Origin of the sequence: Cupriavidus basilensis (assembly GCF_008801925.2) — a bacterium.
Taxonomy (GTDB): Bacteria; Pseudomonadota; Gammaproteobacteria; order Burkholderiales; family Burkholderiaceae; genus Cupriavidus; species Cupriavidus basilensis.
In genome coordinates, this window is the sequence record NZ_CP062804.1 from 105,904 (window position 1) to 128,390 (window position 22,487).

Genomic DNA, 22,487 nt, shown 5'->3' on the forward strand with positions numbered 1-22,487 from the left:
CGCCGCACACGCCGCCGCAGCACCGGCTGCCCGGCGCAAGAAGACCTAAACCTGGAGACAACCATGACCCTCTGGCAACGCCTCGCCGCTGTCGCCGCCTGCACCCTTTGTGTGGGCATTGCCCCCGCGATGGCGCAGAAGGACTACCCGTCCAAGCCCATCATGATGATCGTGACCTACCCGCCCGGCGGCCCCACCGACGTGATGGCGCGCACCCTGGCGTCCGCGCTCAAGGGCAGCCTTGGCCAGACCGTGGTGGTGGAAAACCGCGCCGGCGCCGGCGGCAATATCGGCGCCGAAGCCGTGGCGCGCGCGGAGCCGGATGGCTACACGCTGATGTTCGGCACCTCGGCGCCGCTGGCGATCAACGTCAGCCTGTACCGCAAGATCAACTACGACCCGGTCAAGAGCTTCGCGCCGATCATCCAGATCGGCCAGTTGCCCAACGTGCTGGTGGTGAACCCCTCGGTGCCCGCCAAGACCGTCGGTGAGCTGATCGCCTACGGCAAGGCCAACCCGGGCAAGCTGACCTATGCCTCGTCCGGCAATGGCGCGTCCTCGCACCTGGCCGGCGTGCTGTTCAACAACCTGGCCGGCACGGACTTCCGCCATATTCCCTACAAGGGCACCGGCCCCGCGCTCAACGACTTGCTTGGCGGCCAGGTGAGCATGAGCTTCACCGACGTGCTGACCGCGCTGCCCTTCATCAAGAGCGGCAAGTTCCGCGTGCTGGGCGTGACCACCAAGAGCCGCTCGCAGGCACTGCCCGATGTGCCCACCGTGGCCGAGCAGGGCGTGCCCGGCTTCGACGTCTCGGTGTTCTTCGGCGTGGTCGCTCCGGCCGGCACGCCGCCGGCGGTCATCGCCAAGCTCAACCACGCCTTTGCCGATGCGCTGCAACAGCCCGAAGTGCGCAAGACCTTGCAGGCGCAAGGGCTGGAACTGCCGCCGTCGACCTCGCCCGAGCAGCTTGGCAGCTTCGTCAAGGCAGAGGTGAGCAAATGGCGCGGCGTGGTGCAGAAATCGGGGGCTCAGCTGGACTGAGCCAGGGGCACGCTGCGCCAAGCCAGGCTATGAATCATGGCCGGTTCGGCGGTAGTATCGACGTTTGCCAACCTGCGTGCAGTCCAATGCACCCGGCGGCATGTGGGCAAATTCGGGGGCATCGTGGCATAGCGGTGCCCGTTTTGCCTTCATGCGGCCTCAACCTACTCTGTGCCCGCCATGACCGATCTCTCCTCGCCCGCGCCCGTCAACGAATTTGCCGGTGAAGCGCCGGGCCTGCTGTTTGCCCTGCCGATGCCCATGGCCCGCGTGTTCGGCCTGACCGGCGTGCACATCAACGCCAAAGAGGCGCGCGTGAGCATGGCCTACCACCCGGACCACACCAACAGCCGCGGCGACGTGCACGGCGGCGCGCTGGCCACGCTGCTCGATTGCGCGCTGTCCTGCGCCGCGCGTGGCCACGATCCGCGCCGCTTTGGCGTGGCCACGATCGACCTGTCGGTGCATTTCACCGCGCCCGGGCGCGGCGAGCTGACCGCCACCGCCTGGTGCGAGCGCCGCGGCCGTTCCCTGTGCTTCGCGCGCGGCGAGATCCGCGACGCGCAGGGCGAGCTGCTGGCGCTGGCCACCGGCACCTTCAAGCTGCTGGATCGCACGCCCGCGCCGGCCGCTTGAGCCAACCCGCGTTTTTCGTCGCACGTTCATCGCCGCAGTTACGGAACCCCTCTCATGAGCAAACTCCCTGTCTCGCCCGGCGCGCTCGCCGGCATCCGCGTGGTCGATCTCTCCCGCATCCTGGGCGGGCCGTTCTGCGGCCAGATCCTTGGCGACCATGGCGCCGACGTGCTGAAGATCGAGCCGCCCCAGGGCGACGATACCCGCACCTGGGGGCCTCCGTTCAAGGACGGCGTGGCCTCTTATTACTTCGGCCTGAACCGCAACAAGCGCGTGATGCGGCTGGACCTGACCGCCGATGCCGACCGCGAGGTGCTGCTTGCCCTGCTGGCCGACGCCGACGTACTGGTCGAGAACTTCAAGACCGGCACGCTGGAAAAATGGGGCCTGGGGTTTGACGCGCTGTCGGCGCGCTTCCCGCGCCTGGTGCACTGCCGGGTTTCCGGCTTTGGCGCGGATGGGCCGCTAGGTGGCCTGCCCGGCTACGACGCGGCCATCCAGGCCATGGCGGGCATCATGAGCATCAATGGCGAAGCCGGCGGCGACGCGCTGCGCGTGGGCTTGCCGGTGGTGGACATGGTCACCGGGCTGAACGCCGCGCTGGGCGTGTTGCTGGCCCTGCAGGAGCGCGAGCGCAGCGGGCGCGGCCAGTTTGTCGAGGCGGCGCTGTACGACTCGGGCCTGTCGTTGCTGCATCCGCACGCGGCCAACTGGTTCATGAGCGGCAAGGAGCCGACCCGCACCGGCAACGCGCATCCGAACATCTACCCGTACGACACCGTCGCCACCGCCACCGACCCGATCTTTCTCGCGGTCGGCAACGATCGCCAGTTCCGCATCCTGTGCGAGCACCTGGAGATGCCGGGGTTTGCCGACGATGAGCGCTACGCCACCGCCGGCGCGCGCTCTGTCAACCGTGCCGCGCTCAAGGTGGAGCTGGAAGCGCGCATGGGCAAGCTGGATGGCAAGGTGCTGGCCGATACGCTGGTGGCCGCCGGCGTGCCGTGCGCGCCGGTGCTGTCGGTGGCGGACGCCTTGCAGCATCCGCACACCGTCCACCGCGAGATGGTGGTGGAGATGGCGGATGGCTACAAGGGCCTTGGGTCGCCCGTCAAGCTCAGCCGCACGCCCGCCACCTACCGCTACGCGCCGCTGGCCGAGGGCGACCGGTTCCTGCCGCGCGACGCCGCCAACGACAGCGAGTAAGCGGCGGGCCATGCCCGCCCGGTGGGGGAGTGGGTCAGAAGGTCAGTGGGGAATCATCCCCGTGAACACATAAGCCTGCAGCATGGTGATGATGCCCACGATTACCGCGAACAGCAGGCTGTGCTTCACGGTAAAGCGGAACAGCTCGGATTCCTTGCCGACTAGCCCGGTGGCCGCGCAGGCTACCGCGATGGATTGCGGCGAGATCATCTTGCCGGTCACGCCGCCGGTGGTGTTGGCCGCCACCAGCAGCGTGTCGGATACGCCGATCTGGTGCGCGGTGGTGCTCTGCAGCGAGCAGAACAGGGCATTGGACGACGTGTCCGAGCCGGTCAGGAACACGCCCAGCCAGCCCAGGAAGGGCGAGAAGAACGGAAACGCCGCGCCCGTGCCGGCCAGCAGCAGCGCCAGCGTCGACGACATGCCCGAGTAGTTGGCAACAAAGGCGAAGCCCAGCACCAGCCCGATCGACAGGATCGGGCGGCGCAGCTCCATCAGCGTTTCGCCGAAGGTGGCCAGCGCAGCGCGTGGCTTCATGCGCAGCAGCACGGCGGAGATCAGCGCGGTCAGCAGGATGGCGGTGCCCACCGCCGATACCAGGTCGAGCTTGAACACCGCCTCGTAGGCCTTGGGCTGTGCCACGATCGGCGCGGCCTTGATCACCAGCTGGTCCAGCGCCGGCACATGGAACTTCAGCACCCACCCGGCCAGCGCGCCGTTGCCGGCAAACAGCGCCTTGAACGACGGCAGGCTCCACACCGTCACGATGGCGGTGAGGATGCCGAACGGCGCCCACGCGCGCACGGTCTGCGCCACAGTGTAGGGCGAGGCACGACGGTTGGTGCCCGCCCCGTTGCCGAAGCTGCCTGCATCGCCAGCCAGCCCGCCACCCATGCGCGCCAGTGCTGCCGCACCGCCGCCCGCCTTCACCGCGCCGCCGGCCCGCTGGCTTGCGCTCCTGGGCTGCCACACCTTCAGGAACAGCGTCAGCGACACCAGGCTCACCAGCGCCGACGTGATGTCCGGCAACTCCGGCCCGATATGGTTCGAGGTGAAATACTGCGTCACCGAGAAGCTCGCGCCGGTTACCAGCGCCGCCGGCCACGTCTCTTTCACGCCGCGCTTGCCGTCCATGATGAACACCAGCCAGAACGGCACCGCCAGCGACAGCAGCGGCAATTGCCGGCCGGCCATGGCGCCGATGTGCATGGCATCGATGCCGGTCACCTGGCCCGCCACGATGATGGGAATGCCCATGGCGCCGAAGGCCACCGGCGCGGTATTGGCGATCAGGCACAGGCCCGCCGCATAGAGCGGGTTGAAGCCCAGGCCCACCAGCAGGGCCGCGGTGATGGCCACCGGCGCGCCAAAGCCCGCCGCGCCTTCCAGGAAGGCGCCGAAGGCAAAGCCGATCAGCAGCATCTGCAGGCGCTGGTCATCGGTGATGGCGAGCACGGATGCGCGGATGATGTCGAACTGCCCGGTCTTCACCACGATCTTGTAGAGGAACACCGCGGTCACGATGATCCACGCGATCGGCCACAGGCCGTAGGCAAAGCCGAAGCCCGCGGCGGCCAGCGCCTGCGGCACGGGCATGCCGTAGGCGAAGATCGCCACGCCTAGCGCGAGGAGCAGCGTGATGGCTGCTGCCACGTGGCCTTTCATGCGCAGCACGGCCAGGGCGAGGAAGAAGAAGAGGATGGGTAGCGCGGCCGCGAGCGCGGACAGCCATAGGCTGCCTAGCGGTGTGTAGGTTTGGGTCCAGGGTTGCACGGTGGGTCTCCTCCGGGGAATGCGTTTGGGTGAACTGGGGTGGGGCGTTTTATTGCTTTTTTGTCTTGTTTTTTGTTGCCTGACTGCGAGGTCAGAGGCTTAAGGTCAAAGGCTTAAAGTCAAAGGCGGTTTCACCACCCCTGCGGGGCGGCGACCTACTTTCTTGTCTTGCCAAGAAAGTAGGCAAAGAAGGCGCGCCGGATGGGGCGACACCCCCTCGTCGTCAGCCAAAAAGAGCGGCCGGGGGCCAAACTCACATCGCCTTGAGGCGATGCTCAGACATGGCCCCCTCTTTTCCGCTCTTTTTGCCTGCCGACGAGGCGCCCCCATACGGCCTGGTAAACCTTCACGGCTCGCTTCGCATCGCGTGGGGGGCTCGCTTCGCATCGCTGTGGCCCGCTGGCGGGCGTTTGGTCAGCGCTTTTGTTGGGTCTGTTTCTGGTGCCTGCCTACTCTGCCTGTCCGCGCTCGCGCAGCAAGTCCGACAGGCTGCGCGGCGCTGGGGTGAGCGGTGCGCGGTGCCGGGTCCACCCGAGTTGCTGTTTTGGCGTCAGCACGCGCAGCCGCGTGGCGGCCCAGCGGAAGAGCCGGTAGGCTAGCGGATGCGCGAACGCGCCGCTCCAGAAGCGCCAGACCAGGTGCTCGCCGCGGCTGAACTTGGCGCCTTGGCCGCGCAGCGGGTGCGCAACCTGTTCGTCGGGATCGCGGTTGGCTTCGGTGCGCAGGCGGATCAGCAATTGCGGAATCGGGATGCGCACGGGGCAGACTTCGCCGCAGGCGCCGCACAGGCTGGAGGCGGTGGCGAGGTCCGCCGTGGCATCGAGCCCGAGCAGGTGCGGCGAGATGATCTTGCCGATCGGGCCGGGGTAGGTGGTGCCGTAGGCATGGCCGCCGATGCGCGTGTACACCGGGCAATGGTTCATGCACGCGCCGCAGCGGATGCACTGCAGCGTGGCGCGCAGTTGCGCATCGGCATAGGCCTGGCTGCGGCCGTTATCCAGCAGCACCAGGTGCACCTCGCGCGGGCCGTCGCGCTCGCCCGCGCGGCGCGGGCCGGAGATCAGGTTGAAGTAGGTGGTGATGGCCTGCCCGGTGGCCGAGCGCGTCAACAGGCTGGCCAGCGGCACGATGTGCTCAAGCCGGGCCACCACCTTCTCCATGCCCATGATGGCGATGTGCACATCGGGCACGGTGGTGGACAGGCGGCCGTTGCCCTCGTTTTCCACCAGCCACAGCGTGCCGGTGTCCGCGGCGGCAAAGTTCACGCCGGACAGGCCGATGTCCGCATTGACGAATTCCTGGCGCAGCGCGCGCCGGCCGGTCTGGATCAGTTCGTCCACGTCCTCGGTATAGGGCGTGCCGGGGATATGCTGCGCGAACAACTCGGCGATGTCGCCGCGCGTCTTGTGGATGGCCGGCATCACGATGTGCGACGGCTTCTCGCCCGCGAGCTGCACGATGTACTCGCCCATGTCGGACTCGATGCAGTCGATGCCGCGCTCGGCCAGGTAATGGTTCAGCTCGATCTCCTCGCTGGCCATCGACTTGCCCTTGATCACGCGGCGTGCCTGGCGGGCCTGTGCGATGCCGTGCACGATGGCATTGGCCTCGTCCGCGGTTTCGGCCCAGTGCACCTGCACGCCGGCCGCGGTGAGCTTGTCCTCCAGTTGCACCAGCAGGTCCGGCAGTTGCGACAGTGCGTGCTGGCGGATCGCTTCGCCCAGGTCGCGCAACTGCTCCAGCTCGTCGCCGTCGGGGAACTGCACCGCGCGCTTGGCCTGCAGGAAGTCCATGGCGCCGCGAAAGCTGCTGCGCAGCTTGGGGTCGTCCAGCGCCGCGCGCGAACGCGCCTTGAAGTCCGCTGCGGGCACGAAGTGCAGGGGTTTGGCACCGGCCTGAGTGGTCGTGGGCGTACTCATTGCGCGCCTCCTGTTCCGGCGCTGCCGGTCACGATGATGACCCACAATTCGCGCGGGCCGTGCGCGCCGTAGGCCAACGTTTGCTGGATGTCCGAGGTCTTGGATGGGCCGGATACCAGCACCAGGTTGGTCGGCATGCCCGCGCTCCAGCGCTCGGCGCGCGCGGCGCAATGCAGGTCCGGATGCAGCGTCTCGGCGTACACCAGCGCGATATGCAGCGGCGGCACCAGCGAGACCGTGCGCGGCGTTTGCGCGTCGGGCGCCAGCACCAGCGTGCCGGTGGCGGCAATGCCGGAGCGCGCCACGGTGAAGCCCGCGTCCACGGTGTCGAAGAGTTCCGCCTTCCACGCTTCGATGGGGCGCGCGTAAGACAACGGCGCCACGCTGGCCGGCAAGGCGCGCATCAGCGCGGCGCCTTGCACGGCCGCGGGGTCCAGCAGCAGGCGGCGCACGCCGGCGGCAGCGAGCCTGCCTGCAAGCTGCGCGGGCCAGGCCTCGGCGCTGGCGCACCAGGCCCGCGCGTGCGAGGCACTTAGTGCAGCCTGCATGGCCTGCGCCAGCTCGGCGGGGGTGGCCGCGTCGCGGCGGGCGTCGTAGTGCGCGTCGATACGCGCATCCAGCTCGCTGGTATCGGCATCGGCGGTGGCAGCGGGTGCGGCTGCGCGTAGCCGGCCCAGCATGCGCTCGCGGGCGCTCAGTGTGCTCATGCTTGCTCCTTGGCGGCGCCGCCGGTACGCCGCCACAGGAAGGTGGCGAGATGCTCGACAGGCAGCGGCGCGCCCTGGTGCCTGGCCGCGTGCCCGATATTGAGCAGGCAGCCGCAGTCGGCCGAGACCAGCCGGTCGCAGCCGGTGGCGCAGGCCGAAGTGATCTTGTCCTGCACCATCGCGCCGGAGATGTCGGGATGCTTGAGCGAGAAGGTGCCGCCAAAGCCGCAGCATTCCGATTCGCGCTGATGTTCGGCACGTGTGACGCCGGGCAGGACGTCGACCAGTGCCACGCCATGGTCGCGCGTACCCATTTCTCGACGGGCGGCGCAGGAGGTGTGCAGCACCACGGTTTCGGGCGGCTGGCCGGCAACGCCGCTCACGTCGAAGCGGACTTTCAACACGTGCAGCAGGAATTCGCTCAGCTCGTACACGCGCTCGGCCAGCAGGGCGGCCTTGGGCCCGGCCACGGGGTCCTGCGCGAACAGCTGCGGCCAGTGGTGCCGCATCATCCCGGCGCAAGAGCCAGAGGGCACGATCACCGGCCACGGCTCGGCGAACAGATCCAGCTGGGCCAGCGCCACCGCCCGGGCCTGTTCCGGGTTGCCGCTGCTATAGGCAGGCTGTCCGCAGCAGCTTTGCCCACGGGGGAAGTGCACGGTCAGGCCCTCTCGCTCCAGCAGCCGCACGGCGTCCAGGCCGGCTTGCGGCACGAACATGTCGACCAGGCAGGTGGCGAACAGGTAGACCTGTGCCGGGGCAGGGGGATAGCGCCTTTGCTTCATGTCTCGCTCCGTGGGTGCGGCCGCCTGGCTGTGGGGCTCAGGGCTGGCCGTTGTTTGAGCGCATAATTCCGCGAGACGCGCGCCAGTTCAAATTGGTTGGACCAGTTGGGCGTGGCGAACGGTTTTCGGAGCGAGTGGATGGCGGCGGGCAGGCAGGCGCGCGGGCGCGTGGAAGAGGTAATGCGGAAACTGGAAACGGCGATGCTGGACGGCACCTGGCCGGCTGGCGCCCGCCTGCCCGCGGAGCGGCTCCTGGCCGAGCAATATGGCGTGGCGCGCAACACCATCCGCGAGGCTATCCAGCGGCTGGCGGCGCGGGGCTTGCTGCAAAGCCGGCAGGGCGCCGGGGTGTTCGTCACCGAGCAGCTGCGCACCGGCTTTGCCTCGCCATGGCGCCAGCTGGTAGCGGACCACCCGGTGCTGCGCGACGATATCCTGGAGTTTCGCCGGGTGCTGGAGGGCGCTACGGCTTACTTTGCCGCAATGCGCGCGGATGCCGCGGATCTCAAGCGCATCCGCGGCCTGCTCCGCGCGCTGGAAGCCGCCCGCCAGCAAGACGACAAGGCCGCCGAGGCCGAGGCGGACGCCAAGCTGCATGAGGCCATTGCCCAGGCCTCGCACAACACCATGTTCCTGCACCTGCATACCAGCGTGATCGGCATGTTGCGCGAACACATCACCATCAACGGCACGGGCCTGCGGGTGCAGGACGAGGATGCCTCCGCGCTATTGCTGCTGCAGCATCGCACGCTGTGCGAGGCCATCTGCGCGCGCCGCCCGGAGGAGGCGCGCACCGCCATGCAGACGCACATCGACTTTGTGCGCAGCCGGGTTGAGCCGCAAGGAGACGGGGAAAGCGCCTGAAGCCGGGTATCGGATCGGTGGGCCGGATTGGCGGGAATTGGTCCTACCGGTGGCGCCGTGCGTCAGATCAGGCCCTTGTTGGACAGCTCGCGCTTGAGATAGGCGTAGTAGATCGGCCCGGCAATCACGCCGGCGACGCCGTACAGCGACTCCATCAGCAGCATGACCGTGAGCAGTTCCCAGGCGGCGGCATTGATGCGCGCGCCGATGATGCGTGCGTTGAGGAAGTACTCGAACTTGTGGATCACCACCAGGTACAACAGCGAGGCGATCGCCATGGGCAGCGAGACCGACAGCGAGGCCACCACGATGCCTGTGTTCGACACCAGGTTGCCCAGTACCGGCAGCAGCCCGACCAGGAACGTGAGGGCGACCAGCGTCTTGGCCAGCGGCAGGTGCACGCCAAACAGCGGCAGCACCACCAGCAGGTAGATCGCGGTGAGCACGGTGTTGATCAGCGAGATCTGCACCTGGGCGAAGATGAACTGCGAGAACGCCAGCTGCAGGTTGCGGGCACGTTCCACCAGCGCCGAGGCCAGCGGCCGGCGGTTGGGCTTGGAGATGGCGCGATACAGCGCGACCATCGCGCCGATCACCAGGCCGATCAGGATATGCGCGAGGCTGCGCAGCACCTCGGTGCCGAACTTCTGCGCCATCTGCGCGTGCTCGCGCAGCCAGGCAATGAGGGCGTTGGCCAGCTCATCCACGCCGCGCGGCAGCGCGTCGCTGACCCAGACCGGCAACTGGGCACGGGACTTGTCCATGATGTCGGCGGTGCGGATCAGCAGGGTGTCGAGCGTATTGCCGTCGCCGCTGACAAAGCGCACCAGCGCCCAGCCCCCAAGCGTGAGCCCCAGCAAGGTGACAGCGGAGAGGATCGCCACCGCCAGGGCATCGTGGCGCTGGTGCAGGCGCACCAGCTTGGGCGCCAGCACGTCCACCAGCGAGTACAGCAGCAGGCCCGCCATGAGCGCCGCCACCAGGTTGGCCTGCATCACCGTCCAGAGCGCCAGGGCGGTCAGGATATAGGCGGCAGTCGTGACATTGAACCACTTTGCATCCGGCAAGCGGGGTATGCGTGGCGGATCGGGTTGATTCATCAAGTCTCCTGCGTTGAGGGGCCGCGCCGTCTGGTGAACGGCCGGGCGTCTGTGCATTGTACGGCGCTCGATTGTCCGATGGGCGGACGGCGAAGGCAAGCGCCCGGGCGGCGACAATGTGCGCCCGTGGTTGCTATGATCGGGCTGTTCGCGCGCCCGCCAGCTGACCGAGACAGATCCCATGACCTTTGCCCACACCGTAGCCTCGCGGCGGCATCTCTTTGCCGATCTCAAGACCCTGCTGGCCAAGGCCAGCCCGGCGCGCTCGGGCGACTACCTGGCCGGGCTGGCGGCTGCCAGCGAGGAGGAGCGCATGGCCGCGCGCATGGCGCTGGCCGAGGTGCCGCTGGCGCACTTCCTGGCCGAGGCGCTGGTGCCCTATGAGGACGACGAGGTCACGCGCCTGATCATCGACAGCCATGACGCCCGGGTCTTTCACGAGATCGCGTCCTTCACCGTGGGCGACTTGCGCAACTGGCTGCTGCTGCATGAGACCGACGCCGCGACGCTGGCGCGCGTGGCGCCGGGCATCACGCCGGAGATGGCGGCCGCGGTGAGCAAGCTGATGCGCAACCAGGACCTGATCGCGGTGGCGCGCAAGTGCCGCGTGGTCACGCGCTTTCGCAGCACCATCGGCCTGCCCGGCCGGCTCTCGGTACGGCTGCAGCCCAACCATCCCACCGACGATGCCCGCGGCATTGCCGCCTCGATGATCGATGGCCTGCTCTACGGCTGCGGCGATGCCACCATCGGCATCAACCCCGCCACCGACAACCTCGGCGCCATCGTCACGCTGCTGCGGCTGGTCGACGACCTGCGCTGCCGCTTCGATGTGCCCACGCAGTCCTGCGTGCTCACCCACGTCACCAACACGCTGCGCGCCATCGAGCAGGGCGCGCCGGTGGACCTGGTGTTCCAGTCGGTGGCCGGCAGCGAGCGCGCCAACGCCGGCTTTGGCATCAGCCTCGCGCTGCTGCGCGAGGCGCATGACGCCGCGCAAGGCCTGGCGCGCGGCACGGTGGGCAACAACGTGATGTATTTCGAGACCGGGCAGGGCAGCGCGCTGTCAGCCAACGCGCACCACGGTGTGGACCAGCAGACCATGGAGGCACGCGCCTATGCGGTGGCGCGCGCGTTCTCGCCGCTGCTGGTCAATACCGTGGTGGGCTTTATCGGCCCCGAGTACCTGTACGATGGCAAGCAGATCATCCGCGCCGGGCTGGAAGACCATTTCTGCGGCAAGCTGCTCGGCGTGCCGATGGGCTGCGATGTCTGCTACACCAACCACGCCGAGGCCGACCAGGATGACATGGACACGCTGCTGACGCTGTTCGGCGTGGCCGGCATCAACTTCATCATGGGTGTGCCCGGCGCCGACGACATCATGCTGAACTACCAGAGCACCTCGTTCCACGACGCGCTCTACCTGCGCGACACGCTCGGCCTGCGCCCCGCGCCCGAGTTCGAGGACTGGCTGCAGCGCATGGGCATCCTGGGCGCGGATGGCCGGCTGCTGGAGCTGGCTGAGCGCCAGCCGCTGCTGCAACTCGCGCACGGCCTGTAACGCGTCATGGCCAGCCAACGTTTTCCCGCCCGCACGAGGCCCGCGTCATGCGCCAGAAGCTGATCCACGACAACCCCTGGCAGCGCCTGCGGCAGTTCACCGTGGCGCGGATTGCACTGGGCCGCTGCGGCAACAGCCAGACGACGGAAGCCGTGCTTGCGTTCGGCCTGGCGCATGCGCAGGCGCGCGATGCGGTGCATGCGCCGCTGGCGCGCGCCGCCATTGAACAGGCATTGCGCAATGCCGGCTTCGACACCGTGGCCGCACACAGTGCCGCACCGGATCGGCAGCGCTACCTGCGCCGCCCGGACCTTGGCCGCCAGCTCGACGACGCCAGCCGCGCGCTGCTGGCGCAGGCGCGCCCTGCCGAGCCGCCCGACGTCGTCTTCGTGGTGGCCGACGGCCTGTCCGCGCTGGCGGCGCAGCGCCACGGCGTGCCCTTGCTGCTGGCCGTGCGCGAGCGCCTGCCGGGCTGGCGCATCGGCCCCGTGGTGGTGGCCGAGCAAGCCCGCGTGGCGCTCGGTGACGAAGCCGCGCAGCTTCTCGGCGCGCGCCAGGTGGTGATGCTGATCGGCGAGCGCCCCGGGCTGAGCTCGCCCGACAGCCTCGGCGTCTACCTCACGCACGACCCGCGCCCCGGCCGCACCGACGCCGAGCGCAACTGCATCTCCAACGTGCGCCCCGAAGGGCTGTCCTATGCGCAGGCCGCGGCCAAGCTGGCCTTCCTGCTGCGCGGGGCGCTGGCGCTCGGGCGCAGTGGCGTGGATTTAAAGGACGACAGCGAGCACGGGGTGTTGCCGGAGCCATCGGCGCAGCAAGGACCGTTGGGGAACTGACTAGCCATCGCGGATGTCCTACTCGTTTATCGGTAAACGATATATAATTCCGCCATGATCCAGTCGTTCAAATGCGAAGACACTGCAGCGTTGTTCTCAGGCCGGCGCGTTCCGCGATTCGCCAATATCAGGGCAGCGGCAGAACGCAAGCTGGAGATGCTTGCGGTTGCTGCCTCGCTCGACTTCCTGCGGTCCCCGCCTGGCAACCGGCTCGAAGTGCTGGGAGGCGACCGCAAAGGGCAGCACAGCATTCGCATCAACGATCGGTGGCGAGTGTGCTTCGTTTGGACGCCCGATGGCCCGCAGGCCGTCGAGATCGTGGACTATCACTGAATGGAGATCACCATGGCCCGCTTCCATAACGGCATGCGACCGGTCCATCCCGGCGAAATCCTCCGCGAGGAGTTTCTCGTCCCGCTTGGCATGAGCGCCAATGCGCTCGCCGTGGCGCTGCATGTCACCGCGGCTCGCATCAACGACATCGTGCGCGAGCGCCGGGGCATTACGCCGGACACTGCCATGCGGCTGGCTCGCTACTTTGGCGGCGACGCCGAGTCCTGGCTCAACCTGCAGCAGTCTTATGACCTGAAAGTGGCTCAGCGCGAACACGGCAAGGAGATCGCGGCCCAGATCGCGCCACGCGACCTGGAAGCGGCCTGATGACATTTTCCCGCCTTTCAGGCGGGCTTCTTGCCGCGCTCACGCAAGATCAAACACCCGCCCCGGGCTCAGGATGTTGTGCGGGTCCAGCGAGCGCTTGAGCAAGCGCATCAATCCCAGTTCCTCCGGCGAGCGCGAGCAGTGCAGGTAGGGCTTCTTGTGAAAGCCGATGCCGTGCTCGGCGGAGACGCTGCCCTTGAATTCCTGCACCACGCCGTACATCACGTCGGAAATCTCATGCTCGGGGAAGTCGTGGTCGGTGGCGCCGGGCAGGTACACGCTGACGTGCAGGTTGCTGTCGCCCACATGGCCGAAATTGACCGGTTCGGCATGCGGCCACACCGCCAGGAGGCGCGCGCGCAGCGTTTCGGCGAATTCGCCGATGCTGCCGATCGGCAGGCTGACGTCATAGGCCGCATTGGGCGACCACATCACCGGGAATTCGGCCACCGCATCGCGCAGTTGCCAGAAGCTCTGCGCTTCCTTGTGGCTGGATGCGATCGCCGCGTCCTGGATCAGGCCGGTTTCCATCGCGGATTCCAGCATGCCTTCGAAGACCGGCGCGTCCTGCGCGGCGTCGTTGCCCTGCAGGTCGAGCAGCACGTAGAAAGGATGGCCGGCGGGCAGCGGCGCGCGCACGCCGGGCACGCGCGTGGTTACCAGCCCGTAGAAATCCGCCCACATGACTTCAAAGGCTGACAGCCGCCCCGAGAGCTTGCGCTGCGCATGGCGCAGCAGGCGCACCACGTCATCGTAGGTTTCGAGCGCGCACAGCGCCGTTTGCGTGGCGCTGGGCAGCGGTGCCAGGCGCAGCACGGCGCGGGTGATCACGCCCAGGGTGCCTTCGCTGCCGATAAAGAGCTGGCGCACGTCGTAGCCGGCATTGTTCTTTTGCATCTTGTTGAGCGACGACACCACCGTGCCATCGGCCAGCACGGCTTCCAGCCCCAGTACCTGGTCGCGCATCATGCCGTAGCGGATCACGCGGTTGCCGCCCGCGTTGGTGGCGATATTACCGCCGATCTGGCAGCTGCCGCGCGCGCCCAGGTCCACCGCCAGCAGCCAGCCGGCCGCGCGCGCCGCTTCCTGCGCCGCCTGCAGCGTGGTGCCGGCCATCACGGTCATGGTGCCGGCCTGCGCATCGATCTCTTCCACGCCGCGCATGCGCTCCAGCGAAAGCACCAGCTGTGGCGGCGCCGGCCAGGCCGGTCAACCCGCCTTGCGGCACCACGGGCTGGCGCAGCCGGTGGCATAGCGCCAGCACGGCGGCCACATCTTCCGTATTGCGCGGGCGCACCACCGCCAGCGGCGGCACCGCGCCGAGCGGCGCATACCAGTCCTTGCGAAAGCGGGTTTCGATGGCGTCGCCGGTTTGCAGCCCGGGCGCGTCCAGCAGCGTGGCGAGTTCCCTGAGCAGGGCGGAAGACGAGGCGGGTTGGGGAGCGAGGCTTGCCATATGCGGTGTGTGTGAAGGAGAAGGGGGCAAATGCTATGGGAGGATGGGCATAGCGTTAAGGGCCAATCGGGCCGGTGACGATGGCACCATCGCCGCAATGGGGCTCATTGCGCCATGAACGCCGAGATCGCCTGGGCCAGGAAGGCGCAATCGGCCGGGATGTTGTGCGGGTTCCCGGCCCGGTGCCCGTAGTCCGAGGGAATCGGCCGCAGCGTGGCGGTGCGGGCTCCGGTGAGCTTGCCGATTTCCGCGGCGTTGTCCTGGGCCTGGAAGTAAGCATCGGTCTGGCCGGGCATCAGCAGCACGTGCGCCCGGATCGCCGCCAGCGCGCGGTCCAGGTCGCCGCCGAAGGCGTCGCAGCGGCTGATATCGCCGTTCTGCCACGTCCACAGTTGCGCCAGCAGGTCGTTGGCGTCACGGCGCGAGAAGTTGACGTCCCAGGTCTTCGCCAGGAAATCCTCCAGCGAGGCAAAGCCCGATTGCCGCCACAGCTCGTCGCGGTAGAACGCATGCGACAGCGCCCAGCCGGCATACACGCGGCCCATGGCGCGGTACCCCGCGCGCGGGGCCTCGGTGAAGCGTCCATCCTTGAATGCCGGATCGGCAGTGAGCGCGGCCCTGACGCCTTCGAGGAAGACCTGGTTGAACGGCGAGCATCGCGCGCTGCCGCAGACCACGGCGATCCGCTCGACCATGTCCGCATGGCAGGCGCCCCAGTGGTAGGCCTGCATGCCGCCCATCGACCAGCCGTACACCAGGGCGATCTTCTCGATGCCGAACACTTCCTGCAGCAGCCTGCGCTGCACTGCCACGGCGTCGTGGTAGGTCACGCAGGGGTAGGCGCCAGGCGCGAACCGTGCCGCGGCATTCGACGGCGACGCCGACAGGCCGTTGCCGAACAGGTTAGGGATGATGACGAAGTAGCGTTCCGGGTCCAGCACGCCGCCCGGTGCGACCAGCCATTCGGTGTCGTAGTGCTGCGCGCTGAACGAGGTCGGGTAGACGATCACGTTGTCCTTGCGGGCGTTGAGCGTGCCGAAGGTCTTGTAGGCCAGCGCCATGCCGGGGAAGGCCTGGCCGGATTGCAGCGTCACGGTGCCTGCATCGAACAGCGCGTAGTCTTTGTCGACGGTCATGTCAGCAGCTCCAGGTAGGGATGCCGGCTATTGTGCCCGCACTCGCATCAACACACTCAAGCACCGCTCCAGGCCTCCCGGTTGATCCCCGCCACCGGCGCGCGGCGTGGCGCCTGCGTGCGCGCCAGATGCTCCAGCGCGGGTTCGATCACCTCCGCCAGCTTGTGGAAGGCCGGCGCGATCTCGTCGTCCGGCACGCAGGCATACCCCAGCAGCAAGCCCTGGTTGGTCGCCCGCGCGGGGTCCGCGAAATAGCGCGACAGCGGCCGCGTCGACAAGCCCTGGGTACGCGCCGCCATGCTGATGCCGAGGTCGTCGGCGCCCGGCGGCAGGTGGATCACCATGTGCAGCCCGGCTTCATGCGTGGAGGTGGGCCAGTCCGCGCCCAGGCGCGTGGCGATGGCCTCGCGCAGCAGCCCCTGGCGCTGCGCGTAGCGCTGGCGCATGCGGCGGATATGCGTGGCGTAATGCCCCTCCTCGATAAAGTCGGCCAGCACCGCCTGCTGCACCAGCTGCCCCTCGCGGAACAGCTCCGACAGCCCGGTCGCGAAATGCGGCGCCAGCGGCTTGGGCAGCACCATGAAGCCCATGCGCAGGCCGGGGAACAGCGTCTTGGAAAACGTGCCCATGTAGATCACGCGGTCATGCTCATCCAGCCCCTGCAGCGAGGCAAGCGGGCGCCCCTCGAAGCGGAATTCGCTGTCGTAGTCATCCTCCACGATCCACGCGCCGCGCTGGCGCGCGTATTCCAGCAGCATGCGCCGGCGCGACAAGCTCATCACCATGCCCAGCGGATATTGGTGTGACGGCGTGGCAAAGATAAAACGTGGCGGGTTCTGCAGCGTGGCCGCATCCGGGGCAAGGCCTTCGCTGTCCACCGGCACGGGGATGGTCTCGATGCCCGCGCTGTTGAGCAGGCTGCGCGTGCCCCAGTAGCCGGGGTCTTCCATCCAGGCCTTGTCGCCGACATCGCCCAGCAGCCGCGCGATGAGGTCGATGGCCTGGTGGATGCCGGTAGTCAGGATGATCTGCTCCGGCTCGCAACGCACCGAGCGCACCAGCCGCAGGTGCTCGGCCAGCACGCGGCGCAGCGGCAGGTAGCCACCGTTGTGCGCATACGTCAGCAGCTCGGGCTTGGGGGCGCGCCAGTGCTTGTTGAGCAAGCGCGCCCACACCGCGTGCGGAAACAGCGAAACGTCGGGTACGCCGGAGACGAACGCACCCCATTGGCGATCCGACGCACCAGAATGCGACACCAGATGCTGCCCGCGCCGCGAAAGCGCGAAGCGGTTTGGATTTTGCTGCGCTGCGAGCACTGGCATGGTGCCACTTTGCGCCCTAACGTTGTGCAATGCACTATGGTCGGGAAAACTCTGCGACACGAAGGTGCCACTTCCGCTGGCTGCGGTGACATAGCCCTCTGCCAGCAACTGCTCAAATGCATAAAGCACGGTATTGCGGGAAACCCCTATCTCCTTCGCAAGCAGGCGCGACGCGGGCAGCTTGCTACCCGCAACCAAAGACCCAGCAAGGATTTCCTGCCGAATGATCTCGTAGAGCTGGCGGTTCATATGCGCGCCGTTTTTATCCGCCGCACCATCCGCGGGCCGCTCCAGACGCTGCAGCAGCAGCTCCGACAAAATGGTCTCTTTCAAAGTGGCCCCGCGTGAAAAGAAAAATATGGATCTATGTATGGTACCAATGATCGGCTAAGTTTCGACACATCTTGTTTCGATCGTCGTTTTTTTCAACGACGTTTTGCCGATCAGGCCGATTCGATCCTCTCCGGGCACGTTCCAAGCGCGCGCACCGGACAGCCAGTGGAGCCACTTATGCAACGTCCCACCGCTATGCCCTCTATGCCTGCCACCCCCCCGCTTTCCACCGATGCCATTGCCGCCGCCGTGCGCGCGCTCGAGCCGTACATGGTGCGTACCTTGTCGGAATTCGTGGCGGCACCCAGCCCCTCCGGGCAGGAACAGCCGGCCGTGGCGTTCATGGAGGGCGCGCTGCGCGAGCTGGGCCTGGAGCCGGAGCGCATCTACCTGCGCAGCGAGACGTTGAAAGACCTGCCGCTGTTCTCGCCGCCATGCTGCCCGGACGGCGGACGCTACAACCTGCTGGCCACGCATCGCCCGGCGACGAAGGGCGGCCGCTCCGTGCTGTTCAACGGCCACCTGGACGTGGTGCCAACCGGTCCGGAGTCGATGTGGCGCCAGTCGCCGTATGCGCCGTTTGTCGAAGACGGCTGGCTGTTCGGCCGCGGTGCGGGCGACATGAAGGCCGGCATCATCTGCACGCTCGCCGCCTATAAGGCGCTGAAAGATCTCGGCGTGCAGCCCGCCGGCGCGGTCGGCTTCAATGCCGTGCTCGAAGAAGAGAACACCGGCAACGGCGCGCTGGCTACCGTGGCCGCGCTCGCCAGCGCGGTGGGCGCGGGCAAGCTGGCCTCGTTCGACACCGTTGTGATTCCCGAGCCGCTGGGCGAGAGCCTGATGAGCGCGCAGATGGGCGTGTTCTGGATGTTCGTCGAACTCACCGGCCGCCCGGCGCATGCCGCCTACATGACCACCGGCGTGAACCCGGTGGAAGCCGGCATCGAGGTGATGGCCGACCTGCGCAAGCTCGAGGCCGAATGGAACCTGCCGGAAAACCGCCCCGCCGTGTACCGCGACCACGCGCACCCGATCAACTTCAACCTCGGCCAGATCCAGGGCGGCGAATGGAATTCGTCGGTGCCCTGCACCTGCACGCTCGGCATTCGCATCGGCTTCTACCCGACCATGAGCGTGACCGATGCCAAGGCGCGCGTCGAAGCCTGTGTGCGTAGCACGCTGGAGCGCCTGGCCAGCAACCTCACGCTCGAACTCCGCTACGAAGGCTTCCACGCGCCGGGCTGCGAGTTCGATCTCGATGTGCCCAGCATGCAGGCGCTTGGCGAAGCCCACCGCAAGGTCAATGGCGAAGAGGTGCGGCGTGAAGCCACCACCGCCACCACCGACGCGCGGCATTTCCGCCTGATGCTGGATACGCCGGTGACCTGCTACGGCCCGCAGGCCCGCAACATCCATGGCATCGACGAGTCGGTTTCCATCCAGAGCATGGTGCGCGTTGCCACCACGCTCGCGCAGTTCATGCACGACTGGTGCGGCGTAGAGCCGGTCAGCGCTTGAAGTCCACGCAGCAAATCGTCTTCGCGTATCCGTAGATCACGATCACCACCACAGGAAACTGACCGATGAAACACCTCACCCAACACCTGAAAAAGAGCTTTGGTAAAAGCCTGGTGTCGATGGCGCTGGCAACCGCCGGCCTGGCCCTGGCACCGGCACTGTTGCCCGCGGGCAGCGCGGTTGCGCAGACCGTTGGCGGCACCTTGTCCGGCATCGTGCAACCCGAGCCGCCGATCCTGATCAGCGCGATGAACTCGCAGGCGCCCACGCAATATGTCGCCGGCAAGATCTACCAGGGCCTGCTCACCTACGGCCCGGACCTCAAGCCGCGCCCGGAGCTGGCCAAGTCGTGGAAGATCTCGCCCGATGGGCTGACCTACACGTTCGAGCTGCAGAGTGGCGTGAAGTGGCATGACGGCAAGCCCTTCACTTCCGCCGACGTCGTGTTCTCGATCGACAAGATGCTGCGCGAAGTGCACGTCCGTACGCGCGCCGTGCTGAACAAGTACATGGAATCGATCCGCGCCGTGAACGACAGCACGGTCGAGATCAAGCTCAAGGAAGCGTTCCCGCCGTTTATCTCGATGTTCGAGACCGGCACCATGCCGATGATGCCCAAGCACATCTACGACGGCACGGACTACCGCAACAACCCGGCCAACCAGAAGCCTGTCGGCACCGGCCCCTTCATGTTCAAGGAATGGAAGAAGGGCGCCTATATCAAGCTGGCCAAGAACCCCAACTACTGGAAGAAGGGCAAGCCCTACCTGGATGAACTGGTGTTCTACGTGATCCCGGACTCGGCCTCGCGCGCGGTGGCTTTCGAGAAGGGCGACGTGCAGGTGCTGCGCGGCGGCGACGTGGACAACGTGGACGTGAAGCGCCTGCGCGCGCTGCCCAATGTGGAATACACCACCAAGGGCTGGGAGCTGTTCTCGCCGATGTCGAACCTGTTGATGAACATGCGCAAGCCGCCGTTCAACAACGTCAAGGTACGCGAGGCGGTGATGCACGCGCTCAATCGCAAGATGATCGTGGACAACATCTTCTTCGGCATGGGCAAGCCGGCGGTCAGCCCGTTCGCCTCCGCCACGCTGTTCTTCGACAAGAGCACGCCGGTCTATGACTTCAACCTGAAGAAGGCGCGCGAGCTGATCAAGGAATCCGGCGTCAACGTGGGCCAGTACCCGGTCAAGATCCTGTCGTCATCCTATGGCGCCAACTGGGACCGGCTTGACGAGTACATGAAGCAGATGCTGGAGCAGCTTGGCTTCAAGGTCAGCATCGAGTCCGCCGATGCCGGCACGTGGTCCGCCCGCGTCAGCAACTGGGACTTTGACCTGACCGCCACCTACACCTACCAGTACGGCGACCCGGCGCTGGGCGTGGAGCGGCTCTACGTGACCAAGAACATCGTCAAGGGCACGCCGTTCGCCAACGTGCAGGGCTACAGCAATCCGCAGGCCGATGAACTCTGGGCCAAGGCCAGCGTCACCATGGACCCGGCCGAGCGTCAGAAGCTCTACAGCCAGGTGCAGAAGATCCTGATGACGGAAGTGGCCGCGGGCAACCTGTTCGAGCTGGAGTTCCCCACGCTGTATCGCAAGAACGTGAAGAACCTCGTGACCACCGCCATCGGCCTGAACGAGTCGTTCGACAACGTCTCCATCGAGAAGAACTGAGTACGCCAGAGTACGCCAGAGTACGCCGCTACCCAGGTAACAAGTCGCCAGTCAGTTCACGCGCCGGGCCACCCGCCCGGCGCGTGCGTGGAGCATGCCGTGAATTTCCTCTCTTTCCTGCTATCCCGACTGTGGAAGGCCCTCGTGGTCGTCCTCGGCGTGGTCATCATCAATTTCTTCCTGATCCGCATGGCACCTGGCGACCCCGCCACCGTGCTGGCGGGTGAGGCCGGCGCGGGCGATGCCGCCTTCGTTGGCCAGTTGCGTCAGCAGTTCGGGCTGGACCAGCCGGTGCTCACGCAGCTTGGCATCTATCTCAAGGGCGTGGCCAAGCTCGATCTTGGCTACTCGTATCGCAATCACCTGCCGGTGCTCGACCTGATCCTGGACCGGCTGCCCGCCACCATCGTGCTGATGAGCGGTGCCTTTGTCTTTTCCCTCGTGCTTGGCGTGTTTCTCGGCGTGATCTCGGCGCGCACGCGCTATGAGAACAAGCGGCGCTGGATCGACAGCGCGGTGATGTCCGCGGCGCTGCTGTTGTACGCCACGCCGCTGTTCTGGCTCTCGCTGATGGCCATCATCCTGTTCTCGGTGGTACTGGGCTGGCTGCCGGCGTTTGGCATGGAAACCATCGGCGCAGGCTATACCGGCCTGGCGCGCATCCAGGATGTGGCGCTGCACATGATCCTGCCCACCATCTCGCTCGGCTGCTTCTTCATGGCGGTGTACGTGCGCCTGACCCGCGCCTCGATGCTGGAAGTCATGGGCATGGACTTCGTCAAGACCGCGCGCGCCAAGGGCGTGCCTGCGGGCCGCGTGATCCGCGTGCACGTGCTGCGCAACGCGCTGCTGCCGGTCATTACCTTTGCCGGCATCCAGCTCGGCCAGATGGCAGGCGGCGCGGTGCTGACCGAAACCGTGTTTTCCTGGCCGGGCATTGGCCGGCTGATGTTCGATGCCCTGCTGCAACGCGACTACCAGCTGCTGCTCGGCATCTTCTTCGTCACCTCGGCGCTGGTTGTGTTCTTCAACCTCGCGACCGATATCGTCTACCGCTTCATCGACCCCCGCATCTCTGTGGGCGGCAAGGGAGCCACGGCATGAAAGCCTTCGCACAACGTTATTGCCGCAACTACGGCGCCGTGATCGGCCTGGTCGTGCTGCTGCTGGTGGTCGCCGTGGCGCTGCTGGCGCCGGTGCTGTACGAGGAGTCGCCCTGGCTGATGGTGGGCGATCCGCTGGTGCGTCCGTTTGCCGACGCGGCGTTTCCCTTTGGCACCGACATGCTCGGGCGCGACATCACCGCTGGCATGCTGTACGGGGCGCGCGTCTCGCTGCTGGTGGGCGTGATCTCCACCGGCGTGGCACTGGTGTTCGGCATCCTGATCGGGTCGGTGGCCGGCTACTGCGGCGGACGCATCGACGACGCGCTGATGCGCTTTACCGAGTTCTTCCAGACCATCCCGCAGCTGGCGATGGCGGTGGTGATCGTGGCAATCTTCAATCCCACCATCTACTCCATCGTGGCCGCCATCTCGGTGGTGTCCTGGCCGCCGGTGGCGCGCCTGGTGCGCGGCGAGTTCCTCACGCTCAAGCAGCGCGAGTTCGTGCAGGCCGCGGTGGTGATCGGGCAGAAGCCGCTGCGCATCATCCTCACGCAGATCCTGCCCAACGCCATGTCGCCCATCATCGTGTCGGCCTCGTTCATGGTGGCCACGGCAATCCTGACGGAATCCGCGTTGTCCTTCCTGGGCCTGGGCGACCGCAACATGATGAGCTGGGGCTTCATGATCGGCGCGGCCCGCACCATGATCCGCGAAGCCTGGTGGATGAGCGTGTGGCCCGGCGTGGCGATCCTGCTGACGGTGCTGTCCATCAATCTGATCGGCGAAGGCCTGAACGACGCCATGAACCCGCAACTGCGCCGCCGTGGCGAGTAACGACAA

The 22,487-nt window shown here is 67.0% G+C and carries 19 protein-coding genes and 1 pseudogene; 12 read left to right on the forward strand and 8 right to left on the reverse strand.

The genetic code is table 11. The features are described 5' to 3' along the window. Positions 1–63 precede the first annotated feature (63 nt). The 3 genes from F7R26_RS21425 to F7R26_RS21435 all read left to right on the forward strand — a co-directional run bounded on the left by F7R26_RS21425 (position 64) and on the right by F7R26_RS21435 (position 2,886). Positions 64–1,044 (forward strand): Bug family tripartite tricarboxylate transporter substrate binding protein, encoded by a 981-nt coding sequence (locus tag F7R26_RS21425; RefSeq protein WP_150986474.1) that lies wholly within the window; start codon positions 64–66, stop codon positions 1,042–1,044. A gap of 180 nt (positions 1,045–1,224) precedes the next feature. Beyond that, entirely contained in the window at positions 1,225–1,680 is a 456-nt protein-coding gene (locus tag F7R26_RS21430; protein WP_150986475.1) for a PaaI family thioesterase, read from the forward strand. Positions 1,681–1,734: 54 nt separating this feature from the next. Next, positions 1,735–2,886: a CaiB/BaiF CoA transferase family protein gene (locus F7R26_RS21435; RefSeq protein ID WP_150986476.1), complete on the forward strand. Its 1,152-nt coding sequence runs from the start codon at positions 1,735–1,737 to the stop codon at positions 2,884–2,886. A gap of 42 nt (positions 2,887–2,928) precedes the next feature. On the opposite strand, the gene F7R26_RS21440 is transcribed toward F7R26_RS21435, so the two are convergent. The 4 genes from F7R26_RS21440 to F7R26_RS21455 all read right to left on the reverse strand — a co-directional run bounded on the left by F7R26_RS21440 (position 2,929) and on the right by F7R26_RS21455 (position 8,070). Then, positions 2,929–4,659, reverse strand: coding sequence for a lactate permease LctP family transporter (locus tag F7R26_RS21440; protein ID WP_150986477.1), 1,731 nt, complete (start codon positions 4,657–4,659; stop codon positions 2,929–2,931). A 449-nt stretch (positions 4,660–5,108) separates the two neighbouring features. Beyond that, positions 5,109–6,578 (reverse strand): LutB/LldF family L-lactate oxidation iron-sulfur protein, encoded by a 1,470-nt coding sequence (locus F7R26_RS21445; protein ID WP_150986478.1) that lies wholly within the window; start codon positions 6,576–6,578, stop codon positions 5,109–5,111. Beyond that, positions 6,575–7,285: a LutC/YkgG family protein gene (locus tag F7R26_RS21450; protein WP_150986479.1), complete on the reverse strand. Its 711-nt coding sequence runs from the start codon at positions 7,283–7,285 to the stop codon at positions 6,575–6,577. The genes F7R26_RS21445 and F7R26_RS21450 overlap by 4 nt, the downstream gene beginning before the upstream one ends. Further along, positions 7,282–8,070, reverse strand: a complete 789-nt coding sequence (locus tag F7R26_RS21455) for a (Fe-S)-binding protein (protein ID WP_150986480.1) — start codon at positions 8,068–8,070, stop codon at positions 7,282–7,284. The genes F7R26_RS21450 and F7R26_RS21455 overlap by 4 nt, the downstream gene beginning before the upstream one ends. A gap of 138 nt (positions 8,071–8,208) precedes the next feature. On the opposite strand from F7R26_RS21455, the gene F7R26_RS21460 reads away from it, so the two are divergent. Continuing rightward, the gene (locus F7R26_RS21460; RefSeq protein WP_150986481.1) at positions 8,209–8,934 is read left to right on the forward strand and encodes a FadR/GntR family transcriptional regulator; all 726 of its coding nucleotides are present in this window, start codon (positions 8,209–8,211) and stop codon (positions 8,932–8,934) included. A gap of 62 nt (positions 8,935–8,996) precedes the next feature. Here F7R26_RS21460 and F7R26_RS21465 read toward each other — a convergent pair whose 3' ends face one another. Beyond that, positions 8,997–10,034 carry an AI-2E family transporter gene (locus tag F7R26_RS21465; RefSeq protein WP_150986482.1) on the reverse strand — a complete coding sequence of 346 codons (1,038 nt, stop codon included), beginning with the start codon at positions 10,032–10,034 and terminating at the stop codon, positions 8,997–8,999. A gap of 181 nt (positions 10,035–10,215) precedes the next feature. On the opposite strand from F7R26_RS21465, the gene F7R26_RS21470 reads away from it, so the two are divergent. Genes F7R26_RS21470 through F7R26_RS21485 form a run of 4 tightly spaced genes read left to right on the forward strand, consistent with a single transcriptional unit; the run spans position 10,216 to position 13,094 of the window. Beyond that, positions 10,216–11,598: an ethanolamine ammonia-lyase subunit EutB gene (locus F7R26_RS21470; protein WP_150986483.1), complete on the forward strand. Its 1,383-nt coding sequence runs from the start codon at positions 10,216–10,218 to the stop codon at positions 11,596–11,598. A 47-nt stretch (positions 11,599–11,645) separates the two neighbouring features. Continuing rightward, positions 11,646–12,434, forward strand: a complete 789-nt coding sequence (eutC, locus tag F7R26_RS21475; protein ID WP_150986484.1) for an ethanolamine ammonia-lyase subunit EutC — start codon at positions 11,646–11,648, stop codon at positions 12,432–12,434. A gap of 54 nt (positions 12,435–12,488) precedes the next feature. Continuing rightward, positions 12,489–12,767 carry a type II toxin-antitoxin system RelE/ParE family toxin gene (locus F7R26_RS21480; RefSeq protein ID WP_150986485.1) on the forward strand — a complete coding sequence of 93 codons (279 nt, stop codon included), beginning with the start codon at positions 12,489–12,491 and terminating at the stop codon, positions 12,765–12,767. Between the two features lie 12 nt (positions 12,768–12,779). Continuing rightward, on the forward strand, positions 12,780–13,094 hold the full coding sequence (locus F7R26_RS21485; RefSeq protein WP_150986486.1) for a HigA family addiction module antitoxin: 315 nt from the start codon (positions 12,780–12,782) through the stop codon (positions 13,092–13,094). Positions 13,095–13,133: 39 nt separating this feature from the next. On the opposite strand, the pseudogene F7R26_RS21490 reads toward F7R26_RS21485, so the two are convergent. The 3 genes and pseudogenes from F7R26_RS21490 to pdxR form a co-directional block, all read right to left on the reverse strand. Continuing rightward, positions 13,134–14,550 (reverse strand): annotated as a pseudogene (locus F7R26_RS21490) (FAD-binding oxidoreductase). A 104-nt stretch (positions 14,551–14,654) separates the two neighbouring features. Beyond that, positions 14,655–15,686, reverse strand: coding sequence for an alpha/beta fold hydrolase (locus tag F7R26_RS21495; protein WP_150986487.1), 1,032 nt, complete (start codon positions 15,684–15,686; stop codon positions 14,655–14,657). 56 nt (positions 15,687–15,742) lie between these two features. Further along, a complete protein-coding gene (gene pdxR, locus F7R26_RS21500; protein WP_183034791.1) occupies positions 15,743–17,341 on the reverse strand; it encodes a MocR-like pyridoxine biosynthesis transcription factor PdxR in 1,599 nt (532 codons plus the stop codon). A gap of 177 nt (positions 17,342–17,518) precedes the next feature. On the opposite strand from pdxR, the gene F7R26_RS21505 reads away from it, so the two are divergent. The 4 genes from F7R26_RS21505 to F7R26_RS21520 all read left to right on the forward strand — a co-directional run bounded on the left by F7R26_RS21505 (position 17,519) and on the right by F7R26_RS21520 (position 22,481). Continuing rightward, positions 17,519–18,859, forward strand: a complete 1,341-nt coding sequence (locus F7R26_RS21505) for an ArgE/DapE family deacylase (RefSeq protein ID WP_150986488.1) — start codon at positions 17,519–17,521, stop codon at positions 18,857–18,859. A gap of 119 nt (positions 18,860–18,978) precedes the next feature. Further along, positions 18,979–20,541 (forward strand): ABC transporter substrate-binding protein, encoded by a 1,563-nt coding sequence (locus F7R26_RS21510; RefSeq protein ID WP_170301882.1) that lies wholly within the window; start codon positions 18,979–18,981, stop codon positions 20,539–20,541. Positions 20,542–20,640: 99 nt separating this feature from the next. Next, complete coding sequence (locus tag F7R26_RS21515) at positions 20,641–21,645, forward strand: ABC transporter permease (protein WP_150986490.1); 1,005 nt, start codon at positions 20,641–20,643, stop codon at positions 21,643–21,645. Beyond that, positions 21,642–22,481 (forward strand): ABC transporter permease, encoded by an 840-nt coding sequence (locus tag F7R26_RS21520; RefSeq protein ID WP_150986491.1) that lies wholly within the window; start codon positions 21,642–21,644, stop codon positions 22,479–22,481. Before F7R26_RS21515 ends, F7R26_RS21520 begins: the two co-directional genes overlap by 4 nt. Positions 22,482–22,487: the final 6 nt, after the last annotated feature.